This window comes from Spirochaetales bacterium, from assembly GCA_016930085.1.
In the GTDB taxonomy this organism is placed as follows: domain Bacteria; phylum Spirochaetota; class Spirochaetia; order SZUA-6; family JAFGRV01; genus JAFGHO01.
Map to the genome: position 1 here is coordinate 1 of JAFGHO010000001.1, position 14,681 is coordinate 14,681.

Below are 14,681 nucleotides of genomic sequence, written 5' to 3' on the forward strand. Positions count from 1 at the left end.
AGCCGTCATTCACACGGCTTATCAGCCGTCATTCACACGGCTTATCAGCCGTCATTCACACGGCTTATCAGCCGTCATTCACACGGCGGCTTCTCGCAGGGTGTTTCCCTGCCGCAGCACGGCCGGTCATGACCGCATCGTGTTTTTGAATTTTCGGTATTCCGGCTTTTATAGTCGGTGGAATGGAACCCGCTTCCCTTGAAGATGACCCCCGCGCCGCCCGTGACGAGCCGTTTGACCGGTCCCCGGCAGCGGGGACAATTTTCTACCGGCATGTCGTTCATTCCCTGCGTTCGTTCGAAGATATGGCCGCAATTGTCGCATTTGTATTCATATGTCGGCATCGATTACTCCTTTCACCGTTATTCTTTTTCAATCACCCCATAGCGGATCGCTTCCGAACCGGCGTTTCCACAATTCGTCGGGACCGATATATTTTTCGACCTCTTCCTTTTTGAACGAGATCCTGTAAGTATCGAGATAGTCCATAATGATTTCCTTTGCCTTTATCAGGGAGGCGGCTTTTTCCGTGCAGGCCTCGCCGTTTTCCCGGTTCGTGTCCGGATGATACGCTTTGATTTTGTTTTTGATGAGGCGTTTGATTTCGCGTATCGTTTGGGATTCCTTTATTCCGAACAGCTTCCTGGCTTCCGTAATACATTCATATTTTCCCATACGCATCACTCCTCTTTTTCACCGCCAACAACGACAAAAGCGTGTGTTCCGTATCCATCGATAACGGGTTCTCTTTCTTTTATCATAACCGGCTCTTTCCCGATTGTCTGACGGAACATGAAATTGCCGAATCCCGTTTCCTCCAAATGGCGAATCACCTCTTCGGCGGAATAAAATGTCGCTTCCCGGTAAAACGGGTTGTCCCGTTTTTTCTTTTCATATAATCGTCCGAGCCGGCTGTTTCTATCGACAAATCCGACAATAAAACGCCCCCCCGGCTTGAGTATCCTCCGGACCTCCCTGAATGCGCCGGTAATATCATCGAGGAAACAGACCGTCGTTACCATTACCGCGTAATCAAACCGTTCGTCGTCATACGGCAATTGTTCCGCCGCACCCGCTTTTACCTCGACACCCCTCGCCCGGGCTATCGTTCTCATCCTTGCCGACGGTTCGACCCCGCAGGCGATCCCGAGCGGCGCCGCGAATCTTCCCGTCCCCACACCGATTTCGACACCCGACCCCGAATCCGGAAGCATTGCCCCGACTGCCTCGAGTTCGGACTCATAGACGAAGGGATGCTTTTCAAACCACTCGTCGTATCGTTCCGTATACTCATCGAACGGTGAGGTTCGCGCCATGCTTATGGTTCCTCATCGCCCTTCCACGGGATTGCCCATATATTTCCGATAATATAGACGAGCAGACCGGCCGTCACGATGAGCGACCACAACGGATGAATCATGCCTTGGAGGGTGAAATAGATGACGAGTCCGACGGCTAACGGTTTGTAAAACACCTGTATTTTCAGAAGCAGTATCCCTTCACGCGGTCTTGATAAAAAACGTACGGAAAAGGCCGCCATGACGATAAAAAGCGGAACGACGAGACTCGCCGTTACGGGCTCGAAACCATTCCATAGAACACAATTTCTCAGTGCAGGGATAAACGTCATCAATGCAATCCATACGGCGAATCCGCCCGTCACGACAATATTGTACCGGTACATGAGCCGTAACCTGAAACGTCTTTTATATTCCATTACCATCCTTCCTTTCTCCCCGTACCCTTCATTCCTCAAACGAAACCTCAAGGCTCTGCCGTATATATTGTTACGGAGATAATTAATTACGGTCGTACGTTGTCTTTTTTCATGAGTTCCCATGACGACAAATTCGTATTGAAACGGAAGCTGTCTCCATCGGCAATCTTCACGAAACGCCGGGGCATATGGCGCTTAAAATATGTCAGGGTTTTTTCTCCCGTACAATGGAAAGCCGCTATCGATTTTATATTGTAAATCCCCTCAAGCAGCGTCGTTATATGTCCTATTTCATCTTTCGGCGCGTCCTTTAGATGGAGTCCCCCCGTTAAAAGATCGATCCTTTCTTTGAAATCGAGCCCGATATAGTTGAGTATTTTCAGGATACCCGGATGGGAGCACCCCGTAACGACGGCAAGTTTATCATCCTGTTTGACGATCACCGACTGTTCGAAAATGGGATTGCCTGCGTAGCTTCCTTCGATCTCGCCGGTCGTATAAATGTTTTCCCTGATGAGACCGGTTTTTGTTACTTCGACAAGGCTGCCCCCGCATTCTGTTATTTTAAGTTTGAATCCTTCACTGAACCTGCCGCACACATGTACCGCGACACCTGGATTGTTCCCGATCACCCACCATAACCCGCCCGTATGATCCCAATGTTCGTGCGATATGACGACATGATTGATTCGGCGGACATCGCGATTGTTTTTCTCGAAGGATCTTTCAAGCATTCCCGGATCGCAGAAAGTATCGAAGAGGACGTCATCGCCGATCAAAAAAGCAAGTCCCCACTTTTTTCTCATATAATCGAGTTGTGTGGAACCGGAAGCGACAAGTGTTATATCCATATCTCTATACCTTGTTCAACGCCTGTTCCAGATCATCCACAAGGACCTCGATATTTTCGATTCCGCAGGACATGCGGACCGTATTGGGTTTTACCCCGAAACTTGTCCGGCGTTCAACCGGCATGTACAGCATGGTTGTCAACACCGGCAGACAGACGAGGGTTTCGGTGCACCCGAGTGAGACCGCGTGCACGATATTCACGAGACTTTCGACAAAGACCTTTGCGTCATCCTGGGTTTCGCCGACATCAAAGGCGAGCATCCCGCCGAATCCGTTCTTCATCTGTTTCAATGCGGCCTTGTAGCCGATGTCCGTCTCGAGTCCGGGGTAATAGACATCCTTCACTTTGGGGTGCCTTTTCAGGAATCTTGCGACCTGTAAGGCGTTTTCCGCCATTTTCCCGGCACGGATTTCAAATGTTTTCAATCCGCGTTCCAGAAGTGAAGCGGAAAAGGCATCGAGTGTGGTCCCGATCGCCTGCCTCGTGAACCAGAGGGTGTCGTAATATTCCTTTTTTGAACAGGCGATCGCGCCCGCCATCAGATCGTTATGACCGCCGAGGGCCTTTGTCGCGCTGTGAACAACGAGATCCGCCCCCCATTCAAGAGGTTTCTGGTGGTACGGTGTGGCAAAGGTATTATCGACGACAAGCATCGCACCGGAACGGTCTGCCTGCTCGCGGAGGTACCCCAGGTCGATGACCTTGATCAAGGGGTTACTCGGTGTTTCACAAAAAATCATGGCGGTATTTTCCCTGATATTCTCTTCCACTTTTTTGTAATCCCACGCATCGAGCCATGTAATGTCCACACCGAATTTCTCCAGGATCAGGGAAACCTTGTAATTCGCCCCGTAAATATCATGAAAAGAGAGGAAATGATCTCCCTTTTTCAGATATGTCAGATAGGTCATCGTGGCGGCTGCCATCCCCGTCGTGCAGATGACACAATCTTCGGCGCCTTCGAGTGCCGCGATTATTTTCTCAACGGTTCTGACGGTCGGATTATCGTCCCGATGATAGGTGTAGCCGTCGATTTCACCATCGGTAATCTGGCGAAGTACTTCAAAAGAGGTATACTCATAATTGACCGCCGAGACAATCGGCGTCACCATCGGTCTGTTGCCGTACGGAGTTAACGGATCGTTTTTCATTGTTGTCCCTTTCCTGTTTCCAGCCAAAAAGTTTTTATTATTTGTATACGGCAGCATCATTGCCGCATAAGGTAATAATTATTGCGCATCGATTCGTACGTCGCTTCTTCGGGTACATCATTCCCGTCCTCCACGTGATTGCGGCCGGATTCACTCTCGAGGCGTAAAACCCGAAAACCTTTCCTTCACTGTCATACGGCCCGTTTCGCTTATTCCCGCATCATCTTTGCGCCGCACTGCGGACAATTCATCGAATAACACGGAACTCCCTGTTGATGAGTCACCTTGTTCCCGCAGGATGGACACACGCAATTCCCGGCCGGACCGGCACCGGGTCTGTTGCCCCGGTTACGTCCCCTGCCTTTCCCCAATCCTTTTCCCGATCCCTGACCCCTTCCCGTTCCCGGTCCCAATCCCCGCGGGCCTGTTCCGTCACCGCGCGGCATACTACAGCCCCCCCTTCATTCCGAAATGGGATTCGACCGTCGACGCATCGACCGGTTTATATTCACCCTTCTTGTACCGCTCGATGACATCCGAAACGATCCCGGACACACCGGTAAAAATATCGATACCGGCGGCTTTCAGGGTCTGAAAGGCATTGGGACCGACATTTCCCGTCAATACCGCTTTGATATCCTTTTCACTCATCAACTGGCCGGACTGTATTCCGGCGCCACCGCCGGTGGAACTGTAGCTGTTTTTGACCGCCTCGACGGCGGACGTTTCCGTATCGGCGATAATAAAATAGGCGCACCTTCCGAATCTCGGATCAACCTGTGATTCAGCATTGTCTCCCTGCGATGTAATACAAATTTTCATATAAAATAATCCTCCGTTTCACCTCATTAATGAGGATGATCATGATGTTCGGTGCCATGATCACATTCGGTTTTATCCAGCCCGTACCCTTTCCCCGAACCGGGCCTGCATAAGGATTCACCCCCTTTGAGTGTCCCGCTGCATACCTGTTCGAGTATGTCATCGATCTTGCCGGTAATTCCCATAATCGTTTTAATATTGTTTTCATTGAACAACATTTGCGCCCTCATGCCCATACCGCCCGCGATAATATATTCCACTCCCTTTTCATGAAGGAACCGCGGCAAATATCCAGGATGATGACCCGGATTATTGATAACTTCTCTCTTCACGATTGTATCGCCGTCTATATCGACCAATGTGAAGTGGGGACATCTCCCGAAGTGTGCCGAAACAAAATCACCCTCTGTTGAAATCGCTATTTTCATCGATGGTATCTCCTCCATTGATTAAATACGCTATTATACCCCATTATTCACTTCGATGAAACCATTACCTTTAAAAAAAAGACGGAGTATAATAGCGTTTATTTATTTTTTGGGCTTCTCACCTTTTGATTCGAGGTTCTCAAGTTCCCTTATCCGTTCGTTCAGTGCATTCAGACTATCCTGCAGATACTTTGCCTGATTTCTGAGTGCTTCGGCTTCCTGTTCGGGCTGAACCTGGACAGGTTCATACGGAGAGTTAGGATAATAAGCCCCCGGATGATATCCGCCCCACCCGGGAAGGCCGGTCGCCCAGTACATATGCCTGAACCCCCTGCCGCGGCCTCCTCCAAACCTGCCGAACCCCCTTCCAAAGCCCCGGCCCGGGACGGGATTCATGTATCCGGGTACGTTATATCCCGCGCAATACCCGGCTGCGCGTCCTGTCATCGGTCCCAATCCCGCAGGACCAGTTCTATCTCCTCCTGGCATAATAGCACCTCCTTTAAAGTTTTATCGCTTATATAAAACGGCCTGTCATGCCGTCCATTGTGCGGGTTATATCATCCTTCTTTACGGACGATACCCCCGCCTCCCATTGCCTCTTCTTCCTCTTCCCCTGCCCCGGCCGATACATCTCATCCCGCGAAAGGGAATTCCCGGCTGATATCCCGTATTTCCGATACCACGTCCTGAATATGGATCGGCCTGCAATCCCATATACCCAGCGGTATCAACAGGATTTGTCATATCGTTTCTCACGATGCAATAACCTTCTCCCCTGCCGGACAGAGGTCCTCTGCCTGAAGGTCCTGTCCCGTCAAATCTCGGCATCTGCAATACCTCCTTTCTTGATAATGAAAACCATTTTCATTATTAATATATCGCAATGCCCGGATCATGTCAATAGTTGATAATGGTTTTCATTAACATTTTGAGGCGGCAAGGGAACGTTGATCATCCACTGAAGCGCAGCCGCGATTATTCTCGTTCTCAAAAACCATCAGGCATTGCCGTTTATCTGAAGGAATAGGTCTTTCCCAAAACACCTGCGGCGCAGAGCGAGCCAAACTGCCTGACAAAGCAGTCGATATGTCCGGTACAATGACAAAGGGTCACCGACAATACATTCCGCTTTATATGCTCCGCCTGTTTATCGGTAAAACTGAATCCATGCATCCCCCCGAAAATATGAAAAGGAAGCTTTGGATCGATCCCTAGTTCATTCCGGGTATCGAGAAAGGATACCAATCCCGGATGACAGCACCCGCAGAGAAGAATGAAGGCGGCGTCAAGCAGGATACAGGCGGCATGTTCACGGATCCCGCCGTAATCCGAAGAATGCAAGGCGCCGGTCAGGAGGACGTTATCCGGTAATCCATGCTGGGTTCCCGGATTTTCGGCAATCCTTTTATTACCGACCGGTACGGTCATGCCCTCGAAGGGGATGCCGCTTTCCCATTCACGATGAATATATACCGGCACTTCCGGATTCATTTTCAACACAGCCGGGAGGCCGTTGGTATGGTCATTATGATTATGACTCAGCACAACGGCATCGATATCCCGCTGAGAAATCCCTCCCACCGAAAGATTATGCGTAAGGGTATGCGCATACATCCCCGTGTCAAAAAGAATTGTTTTATTGCCGCATCTGATGACGGCGGAAAATCCCGGATCGTTTTCGAAATTCTTCAGGCTTCCGTCGATATTATCGCACAGGATCGTTATCGTAAGGTCATGCATACCGCCGTACGCCTCCCCGTCAATCCCGTTTCACCCCGGATGCTCCGAATTGGGCATCCAGTATTGCAACGACATCTTCCCGTCTTTGCAGACTCGCGGTTGCGGCAACAACATTACCGTTTTGAAAATACACGGTAAACGGCAGCCCGCCGAATCCGGAACACTCGGGCAAATTCCGAATGAATCCGGCCGCCTTTATATCGAATTCCATATCATAAAAGGCCACATGGGGATACTGCTGTTCGATTTTTTCCATAATCCGGTAAACGGGGATACACATAGGCCCCATTCGTCCGCAGCAAATCATCACATTTTCATTTTCTTTCAAAGCCCACCTCAGATCTTCTTCCGTCTCCAGATGTTTCAATGCAGTCATTAACATACTTCCCTCCTTTATTTATTATATCCGCTAATATCGCAATTATCATACACCGAAAAGCCACTGTCTTTGCGATACACGGCGGATACCGCATTAGCGGCCTGACCGCGCCCTTTTATATGTTCGAAAAAAACAACATCAGACCGAATAATAAAATGACTATCGATCCGGCGCAACCGAATATCGTACCGATTATTTTGCCACAGCGCTTTTTTTTTGAAAACAGCTTAAGCACACCCTTTTTCGAACAGATCATTATAATACCGGTGACGGAAATAGTGACCGCCATTCCAATCGACATTGTCAGGGCAAGCATGACCCCCATACAGTAAGCATTGATCGATAGTGAAAAGACAAGAATCAGAACCGCCCCTTCACACGGAATGAGTCCGATGATAAAGGCGGGGATTAAAAATCGCTTTATTCCGGGCCGTGGTAATTCCTGAAATTCAGCCGCATCGTCTCCGTTCTTTTGTACTCCTGCAATATCAACAATAAGTGTTTTTATTAGTAAAAATAAACCCATCAGGGAAATCAATCCATAGCTGATCAGTGAAACTATCTTTCCGGGTTCCCGTGAATACCCGGAATAGGTACCCGCTACAAAAAAATAAAGGATCGAAACCAGAAGGACGGCCGACAACGTATGAATCACCGCGATAAAAATTCCAAACAATATCCCCTGTGTTATCCTTATTTCATTGGACAATGCATAGGAGGCCATAATCACCTTGCCGTGACCGGGGCCAAGGGCGTGGATGATACCATACACGAATGAAATTGCCAACAACATGAAAAAGAGTCCGGCATCCTTTTCCCGGTTGATTTTTCTCGACAGGAGACTTAACGAGGTATTGAGTTCTCTTTGAAGGCGATTGATCGCTTCGAACAAGCCTGAAAAAACCCCGTGACACCCGGTGAAAGCCGGCTCTTCTTCCCGGGTTCGGCCTGAAAAAAACGGGTTGTCCTGTGCGAAACATATGCCCGTCATCGTCATAATGACGATGACGGCAGTAACGAAAAAGGCTTTTTTATTCATCGTTCAACCTTAAATGCAGGACCGCGACCTTCGGTATGATTGTTACCCAGTAGACATTCTCCTTGTCTTCGATAACCCGCAACGAACACTCAAACCGTTCACTCTTTTCCGCGACAAACGGATCGACCTCCGCATTGAAAACGCAACAAAAATAGGATTTATCATAACTTCCCGCTTTGATAACCTGATCCTTTGATACCGCCTTGACATGAAGGGGAACAAAAAAAGTATAGACAAGTGTGCTCCCTGAAATTTCCGCCTTGAAATCCTTCACCGAAGTAATTATTTTCTTTCTCCTGTTATTGACATTGATATGCATAAAATAGTTGTAATTGATCAGGTTCGAAAACGCGCCCTCTTCGACTGCTTTACTTTCGTTTCGCTCAAAGATATTATTTCCGTTATCGTCATAATCCATGATAACGGAAGCGCTGAACATCTCGTCGAATATCCATGTAACACGTATTCCATCGAGTCCCGTCTCATCGAAAACAAAGGTAAATTTATTTTCAATAAACACATGAGGATGACATGAAATCCGTATGGCCGGAAAGAGAAAAAATGCGCATATGAGGAGTATCCCTCCAATATTTCTCACAACGAAACTATCCTTCACTACCATATCGGCCGTCCGGGAATTTCCCGCTGTTGGGGAGAAACGACAATGCGATGGTCTCACCACAGGCGGCGGTGACGTGTTGATTTTTTTAACAAACCGGCCTAAAGTGAAATGGCATCATTCGGGCATTCGGTCGTGCATGCGCCGCATTCCGTACAATCATCGGAAACGACCGCTTTGTCATTCTCGATCCGAATCGCCTCGCACGGGCATATATCGATACAAACACCGCATCCGCTGCATTTTTCATTTTCGATATTCACTGCCATAGTGTCCTCCGGTTTTTTCAATTATGGTAATGGTAATCATTATCAATATTGACACTATAGGTTCATCTTGTTATATTGTCAATACTACAAGGAATAGTATTCATTTTTTTTAACCCGGAGACCTTTGAGGTTCGGAGGAGGAACGATGACGGAAAAACCTGATCCCTTCGATATACTGCAGGAGGAAATCGACAAGGAAATTAACGCCGCATTTTCTGAAAAGACTATCGAATATGCGCGGCGGCCGCTCAACTTCAACAGGATGAACGATCCTTCAGGTTCCGCATGGATAAAGGGGCTTTGCGGAGATACCATGGAAATATATCTGGTCATCGAAAACGACAATATAATCGATGCCTGTTTTTATACAGATGGATGCGGGGCGACCCTCGCCTGTGGGTCCGTGGCGACCGAGTTTTCTAAAGGGAAGACACTCGGAGAGGTGCTGTCGTTCTCACCCCGGAACATAATCGACCACCTGGGAGGACTGCCGAAGGAACATATCCATTGTGCGATTCTGGCAGCCAATACCCTGTATAAAGCGATTGCGGACTACCTGCTGCAATATTGAACGATCGTCTTACGGTATGAACATTAAAACCGGTATGACTTCGATGATGAAAATAAACGGAATAAATATCCGGGTCTCATCGGAAACAGATAAGGTATCATCGGCGTTCGGAGCGCTGCCTCTGTTAATCGGTGATGTGCAACAATATGTATATGAAAGAAGGAGAATTTATGAAAGAGTGTGATGTATTAATTATCGGCGGAAGTGCTTCCGGGATCGTCACCGCAATGACGGGCAGAAATCAGTACCCGGACAAGTCTTTTTTGTTGTTACGAAAGGAGAAAGAAGTTCTTGTTCCGTGCGGGATTCCCTATATTTTCGGCTCATTGGGAAGCAGTAATCTGAACGTGATTCCCGACGGCAGCCTGATCGACGCGGGCATCCGGATCATGACGGGTTCGGCTGTTTCCATCGATTGCGAAAAAAAGGTTTGCCGAACCGGCGATCAGGAAGAAATCTGTTTTGAAAAAATGGTCATCGCGACGGGTTCAAGCCCCAGGGTACCGGCGAAGCTGAAAGGGGTCGATCTCGATAATGTTTATTCGATTCCGAAAAACAAGGAATATATCGACCGTATTATGGAAAAAATCGATCAGCATAATAAAATCGTGATCGTCGGAGGGGGATTTATCGGGGTCGAGCTTTCAGACGAGTTGAACAAAAAGGGTAAGGATATCACCATCGTCGAAGTGCTGCCGCATATCCTGATGTCCGTTTTCGATGAAGAAATGGCGATCAGGGCCGAAGAAACCCTTATCAAGACGGGAATCAAGGTAAAAGCGGGCACCGGTGTCGGCGAAATCACGGGAACCGGAACGGTGAACGGTGTCATCCTGCAAAACGGAGAGAAACTCGATGCGGATGCCGTATTTCTATGTACCGGCTACAAACCGAATACCCATCTTGCCGGGGAAGCCGGTATTGCAATCAATAACGCGGGATTCATCAAAGTCGACGAATACATGAGAACGGATAAAAAAGATATTTTCGCTGTCGGCGATTGCGCGGAGAACAGGGACTTCATTACCAGAAAAGTAATTACCCCAATGCTCGCGTCAACCGCCTGCGCAGAGGCGAGAACGGTCGGCATGAACCTCTACAAACTTTCGACGGTAAAAACCTTCAACGGAACCATATCGATTTTCTCGACCGTCATCGGGGGCACCTGTTTCGCCGTGGCGGGTATTACAGAAAATGTCGCACGGCAGGAAGGATTCGATATCCTTACCGCGACGTTCAACGGAATGGACAAACACCCCGGGAAGCTTCCAGGCATGCAGCCGCAGACGATCAAGCTGATCGTCGCAAAAGAAACCGGTGTGATAATCGGGGCAAGCATTTGCGGCGGATTCAGTATAGGAGAACTCATCAATGTCGCGGGGCTTGCCATTCAGAACAGGATGACGGTATTTTCATTGCTTACCACACAGATCGGAACCCATCCCCTTCTCACAGGTCCGCCGACTGCGTATCCGTTAATCAAGGCCGCGGAGGCGTGCTTGAAAAAGATGAAAGAAAGATAGATACTAGTCGTGGGCCATCAATCTTCGCAGACAACGTTTCGCTTAAGGCGAAAGGTCAGAAAAATCTGATTATCGAAGTAAGGATCCAATAATGAAGGAAACAGACAATCTTCGTATTACCGGGATGACTCCCCTTGTTCCGCCTGTGGAACTCAAAAAGTGTCTCCCGATGACCGCACGGGTAAATTCTACTATAATAAAAAGCAGAAAAATCGTCTGTGATATTTTGAATAAAAAGGACAGGCGCCTGCTCGCTATCGTCGGCCCCTGTTCCATCCATGACTCACAAAGCGCGCTTGAATATGCGCTTCGGCTGAAGCGGATTCAGAAGAAGATTTCAGACAGACTCTACATTATCATGAGAACCTACTTCGAAAAGCCCAGAACAACGATAGGGTGGAAAGGACTGATCACGGACCCCTATCTCAACGGAACATATGCCATCGCGGCAGGTCTCTCGATCGCGCGCAAGCTGCTGCTCGATATCACCGAACTTGGTCTCCCCTGTGGAACGGAAATGCTCGACCCCATTACCCCGCAGTATATCGCCGATCTGATAAGCTGGGCGTCGATCGGCGCGCGAACGACGGAAAGCCAGACCCACAGGGAGATGGCCAGCGGCCTTTCGATGCCGGTCGGTTTCAAAAACGGAACGGGGGGCAATCTTGAACTGGCCGTTAACGCCATGAAATCATCGCGTCACTCACACAGCTTTATCGGTATCGATCAGGATGGTAAAACATCGATATGCACGACGGCTGGAAACCGGACCACACATATTATTTTGAGGGGGGGAGCATCGAAGCCCAACTATTACGAGGAAGACGTGGAAGCGGCGGAAACAATGATATCAAAGGCCGGTATCGAACCCGCGATCATCATCGATTGCAGCCACGGTAATTCGGGCAAACAATACACACGTCAGGCACGCGTTCTTCACTCGCTCTGCGACCAGAGACGGCGGGGAAAAACCTCTATTGTCGGTTTTATGATAGAAAGCAATCTGAAACCCGGATCACAGAAGATTCCCGCCGATCCGGCCGATCTTGTCTACGGCCAGTCGATTACCGACGAATGTGTCGGCTGGGAAGAAACCGAAGAGATGCTTATGTACGCGTATGAGACATTGAAACAGTGAACAGGTTTAGGAGACCGGATTAGCGGTCCGCGATCGAAACGCCGCAAAATATCACCGCCTGGACATTTTTCATCGGATATGTCTCGAATTTCGTGACCGGTGGGGGCGTCTGCAGGGGCGTATAATTGAATCGCAGACCGCAGACCAGCCCCCTCAGATCGAGCGAAATCCCGGCACTGAGGACAGGGAAAAGGCTGAGAAGTAACCGTTCGGTTGCGGGATAAACTTCATCCCCCAAAAACACACTTCCCGCGGTTCCAAGCCCGATATGGATAAACGGATCGACAAACCGCCTTAAGAACCTGAAATGATAACTGATATAGATCACTTCGCTGTACCACTTCACGTACCAGGCCATTTCGTCATTGCGGTCGAAATCTGTCAGATAGCATCCGCCGATACCGGTGGCATCGATGATCACCTCCCATTCGAATCCCCAGAAACTCTTTGCCGGATCGAATAATTCCGGCTTACCGTCCTTTGGCATCGGAATATCGATCGATTCGGAGCAAACGGCACCGCCGAGCCTTACTTCCGTTTCCGAAAAACAGAGAGACGAAAGGATTGTCATAAGGAATATAACGGGTATATATATCTTCATAGCTTCCCCCCTTGTTTTACCGCACGCAGGCGGCAATAGTATCGAACCTGCGTTCCATATACGTTTATTAAACACCCGGACAGATTTTATGTGTTACCGTAAAATACAGATTTTTAAAACCGGCAGGATGAGACAATGGGAAACCGTGTTATAACGAAGAAAGGAAATTTTTTGTGATTCTAAAAACCTGCAAAGCAGGTTTTTAGAAGTGCCTATTATACAGTCAGATCCATATTCTCAGGTCACGAACTTTCTGATGGTCCAGATAAACAGCCGCTCCGGAATGAGTTTTCGAAAGAAAAGAATCGTTACCGCATAGCCTGCTGCCGGATAACGGAGCCGGTATCCTTTCGAAGAAGCCGCACGGAAAATCGTTTTTGCGACTTTTTCGGGCCCCGAGCCGATCAGCCGCGTAAGGGCGTCCATTTTCTTTTCGACCCGGTTCGAATAGGCCGTATAATCATTAATGTTGACGCCGGCCTGTTTTTCCTGCGACCGTGAATAAAAATCGGTCTTGATAATTCCGGGTTCTATGATCTTAACCCTGATATTGAGGGGACGGAGTTCGAAAGCGAGACTTTCCGAATACCCCTCGACAGCCCATTTTGAAGCATTATAAACGCAATAGAGGGGAAAGGTCATACGCCCGGCCCCGGAGGTGACATTGATGATCGTCCCCTTTTTTCGCGTGCGAAAATGGGGAAGGACCGCTTTGGTGACGGCCATAAGACCGAATACATTCGTTTCAAACTGTTTCCTTATCTGAGAGGAAGTATATCCTTCAAACGGGCCCATAAGGGAATACCCCGCATTATTGACAAGAACATCGATAGCGGAAAAAGACGTGAGGGTTTCATCTACGGCGTTATCGATCGACTTCACATCCGTCACATCGCACGCCGGTGTCATAATCCGGTCATCCCCGGCGGGCAGATCGGCTTTATCCGGATTTCGCATTGTCGCAGATACATTCCAGCCCTTTTTATAAAAAAGGAGGGCTGTCGCCCTGCCGATTCCGCTCGATGCCCCTGTAATAAAAACGGTTTTTCTCTCTTTCATAGTACCTCCTTATCATACTGCATTTCGACGAGTTCACCGGAAATAATCCGAAGGGGCGGACCATTGCGGCCTGATGCACCGGTTGAAAGAAGCAGCGCCCCCTCGTCGCCGATCCCGTTCACTATCCCCTCGGCGCAAACCACGTTATTTTTCGAAGTTTCGCCCCCGGTATGATGTCTGACGACCCGTACCTGTTTTCCCCGAAATAAAAGCCTGCGTTCGATCGCGTTTTTCCATTCCTTCTCCTCGAGCATCGCCTTTATCCGGAAAAGCAGGGCTTCACACAATGAAAAAACATCGATGCTTCTCCCCGTTATATTCCTGAGTGATGTCGAACGGGCATCGATGAGACTGCCAAATCTTTCCTGGTTGCAATTAATGCCGATTCCTGCATAAATATACCCCTTTTCCGATTCACACAAAATTCCCGCGATCTTTTTACCGCCGGCTAAAATATCATTCGGCCATTTTATCCCGGTATCGACACCGTAATCCCGCTCACAGAGAAGGGCGACCGCCCCGCCGATCAGAAGTGGAAGACGCATCAGGGGAAACGGGACAAGCGATACGGAGAAAATGATGGTGCAAAGGAGATTATGATCCGGTTCCGCGTACCACCGTCTTCCAGGAAGCCTCCCCCGTCCCTCTTCCTGAAACCCTGCGACAATAACGGTTCCATGAGAGGTGCTTTCACCGGTCACCCGGGACCGGCCTTCACCGGTCACCCGGGACCGGCCTTCACCGGTCACCCGGGACCGGCCTTCACCGG

21 protein-coding genes are annotated in these 14,681 nt (G+C 49.0%); 3 read left to right on the top strand and 18 right to left on the bottom strand.

Features of this window, described 5'->3' with window-relative positions; genetic code table 11:
* Nucleotides 1–74: 74 nt before the first annotated feature.
* From JW881_00005 to JW881_00075, 15 genes are all read right to left on the bottom strand, one after another.
* Nucleotides 75–344, bottom strand: coding sequence for a zinc ribbon domain-containing protein (locus JW881_00005; GenBank protein MBN1695865.1), 270 nt, complete (start codon nucleotides 342–344; stop codon nucleotides 75–77).
* 28 nt (nucleotides 345–372) lie between these two features.
* Entirely contained in the window at nucleotides 373–675 is a 303-nt protein-coding gene (locus JW881_00010) for a J domain-containing protein (GenBank protein ID MBN1695866.1), read from the bottom strand.
* 5 nt (nucleotides 676–680) lie between these two features.
* Entirely contained in the window at nucleotides 681–1,316 is a 636-nt protein-coding gene (locus JW881_00015) for a methyltransferase domain-containing protein (GenBank protein MBN1695867.1), read from the bottom strand.
* Nucleotides 1,317–1,318: 2 nt separating this feature from the next.
* A complete protein-coding gene (locus JW881_00020; protein MBN1695868.1) occupies nucleotides 1,319–1,717 on the bottom strand; it encodes a hypothetical protein in 399 nt (132 codons plus the stop codon).
* Between the two features lie 86 nt (nucleotides 1,718–1,803).
* Nucleotides 1,804–2,568 (bottom strand): MBL fold metallo-hydrolase, encoded by a 765-nt coding sequence (locus JW881_00025; GenBank protein MBN1695869.1) that lies wholly within the window; start codon nucleotides 2,566–2,568, stop codon nucleotides 1,804–1,806.
* A 4-nt stretch (nucleotides 2,569–2,572) separates the two neighbouring features.
* Complete coding sequence (locus tag JW881_00030; protein MBN1695870.1) at nucleotides 2,573–3,721, bottom strand: aminotransferase class I/II-fold pyridoxal phosphate-dependent enzyme; 1,149 nt, start codon at nucleotides 3,719–3,721, stop codon at nucleotides 2,573–2,575.
* Between the two features lie 209 nt (nucleotides 3,722–3,930).
* A complete protein-coding gene (locus JW881_00035; GenBank protein ID MBN1695871.1) occupies nucleotides 3,931–4,167 on the bottom strand; it encodes a DUF5320 domain-containing protein in 237 nt (78 codons plus the stop codon).
* A 1-nt stretch (nucleotide 4,168) separates the two neighbouring features.
* Nucleotides 4,169–4,543, bottom strand: a complete 375-nt coding sequence (locus JW881_00040; protein ID MBN1695872.1) for a NifB/NifX family molybdenum-iron cluster-binding protein — start codon at nucleotides 4,541–4,543, stop codon at nucleotides 4,169–4,171.
* A 26-nt stretch (nucleotides 4,544–4,569) separates the two neighbouring features.
* A complete protein-coding gene (locus tag JW881_00045; GenBank protein MBN1695873.1) occupies nucleotides 4,570–4,971 on the bottom strand; it encodes a NifB/NifX family molybdenum-iron cluster-binding protein in 402 nt (133 codons plus the stop codon).
* 102 nt (nucleotides 4,972–5,073) lie between these two features.
* Complete coding sequence (locus JW881_00050; protein MBN1695874.1) at nucleotides 5,074–5,460, bottom strand: DUF5320 domain-containing protein; 387 nt, start codon at nucleotides 5,458–5,460, stop codon at nucleotides 5,074–5,076.
* Nucleotides 5,461–5,985: 525 nt separating this feature from the next.
* Nucleotides 5,986–6,714, bottom strand: a complete 729-nt coding sequence (locus JW881_00055; GenBank protein ID MBN1695875.1) for an MBL fold metallo-hydrolase — start codon at nucleotides 6,712–6,714, stop codon at nucleotides 5,986–5,988.
* 19 nt (nucleotides 6,715–6,733) lie between these two features.
* Nucleotides 6,734–7,096 carry a thioredoxin gene (locus JW881_00060; protein MBN1695876.1) on the bottom strand — a complete coding sequence of 121 codons (363 nt, stop codon included), beginning with the start codon at nucleotides 7,094–7,096 and terminating at the stop codon, nucleotides 6,734–6,736.
* A gap of 112 nt (nucleotides 7,097–7,208) precedes the next feature.
* Nucleotides 7,209–8,132, bottom strand: coding sequence for a hypothetical protein (locus tag JW881_00065; protein MBN1695877.1), 924 nt, complete (start codon nucleotides 8,130–8,132; stop codon nucleotides 7,209–7,211).
* On the bottom strand, nucleotides 8,125–8,730 hold the full coding sequence (locus JW881_00070; GenBank protein ID MBN1695878.1) for a DUF1007 family protein: 606 nt from the start codon (nucleotides 8,728–8,730) through the stop codon (nucleotides 8,125–8,127). Before JW881_00070 ends, JW881_00065 begins: the two co-directional genes overlap by 8 nt.
* 122 nt (nucleotides 8,731–8,852) lie before the next feature.
* Entirely contained in the window at nucleotides 8,853–9,020 is a 168-nt protein-coding gene (locus JW881_00075; GenBank protein ID MBN1695879.1) for a 4Fe-4S binding protein, read from the bottom strand.
* 145 nt (nucleotides 9,021–9,165) lie between these two features.
* Between JW881_00075 and JW881_00080 the strand changes: the two genes are divergently transcribed.
* The 3 genes from JW881_00080 to JW881_00090 all read left to right on the top strand — a co-directional run bounded on the left by JW881_00080 (nucleotide 9,166) and on the right by JW881_00090 (nucleotide 12,252).
* Nucleotides 9,166–9,591 carry an iron-sulfur cluster assembly scaffold protein gene (locus tag JW881_00080; GenBank protein ID MBN1695880.1) on the top strand — a complete coding sequence of 142 codons (426 nt, stop codon included), beginning with the start codon at nucleotides 9,166–9,168 and terminating at the stop codon, nucleotides 9,589–9,591.
* A gap of 170 nt (nucleotides 9,592–9,761) precedes the next feature.
* The gene (locus tag JW881_00085; protein ID MBN1695881.1) at nucleotides 9,762–11,114 is read left to right on the top strand and encodes an FAD-dependent oxidoreductase; all 1,353 of its coding nucleotides are present in this window, start codon (nucleotides 9,762–9,764) and stop codon (nucleotides 11,112–11,114) included.
* Between the two features lie 91 nt (nucleotides 11,115–11,205).
* Nucleotides 11,206–12,252 (top strand): 3-deoxy-7-phosphoheptulonate synthase, encoded by a 1,047-nt coding sequence (locus JW881_00090; protein ID MBN1695882.1) that lies wholly within the window; start codon nucleotides 11,206–11,208, stop codon nucleotides 12,250–12,252.
* 19 nt (nucleotides 12,253–12,271) lie between these two features.
* Here the strand turns inward: JW881_00090 and JW881_00095 are convergent, their stop codons facing one another.
* The 3 genes from JW881_00095 to JW881_00105 all read right to left on the bottom strand — a co-directional run.
* Nucleotides 12,272–12,853, bottom strand: coding sequence for a hypothetical protein (locus JW881_00095; GenBank protein MBN1695883.1), 582 nt, complete (start codon nucleotides 12,851–12,853; stop codon nucleotides 12,272–12,274).
* A 237-nt stretch (nucleotides 12,854–13,090) separates the two neighbouring features.
* Nucleotides 13,091–13,912 carry an SDR family oxidoreductase gene (locus JW881_00100; protein ID MBN1695884.1) on the bottom strand — a complete coding sequence of 274 codons (822 nt, stop codon included), beginning with the start codon at nucleotides 13,910–13,912 and terminating at the stop codon, nucleotides 13,091–13,093.
* Nucleotides 13,909–14,681, bottom strand: a 773-nt coding sequence (locus JW881_00105) for a biotin--[acetyl-CoA-carboxylase] ligase (protein ID MBN1695885.1), incomplete at its 5' end; no start/stop codon positions are given. The genes JW881_00100 and JW881_00105, both read right to left, overlap by 4 nt.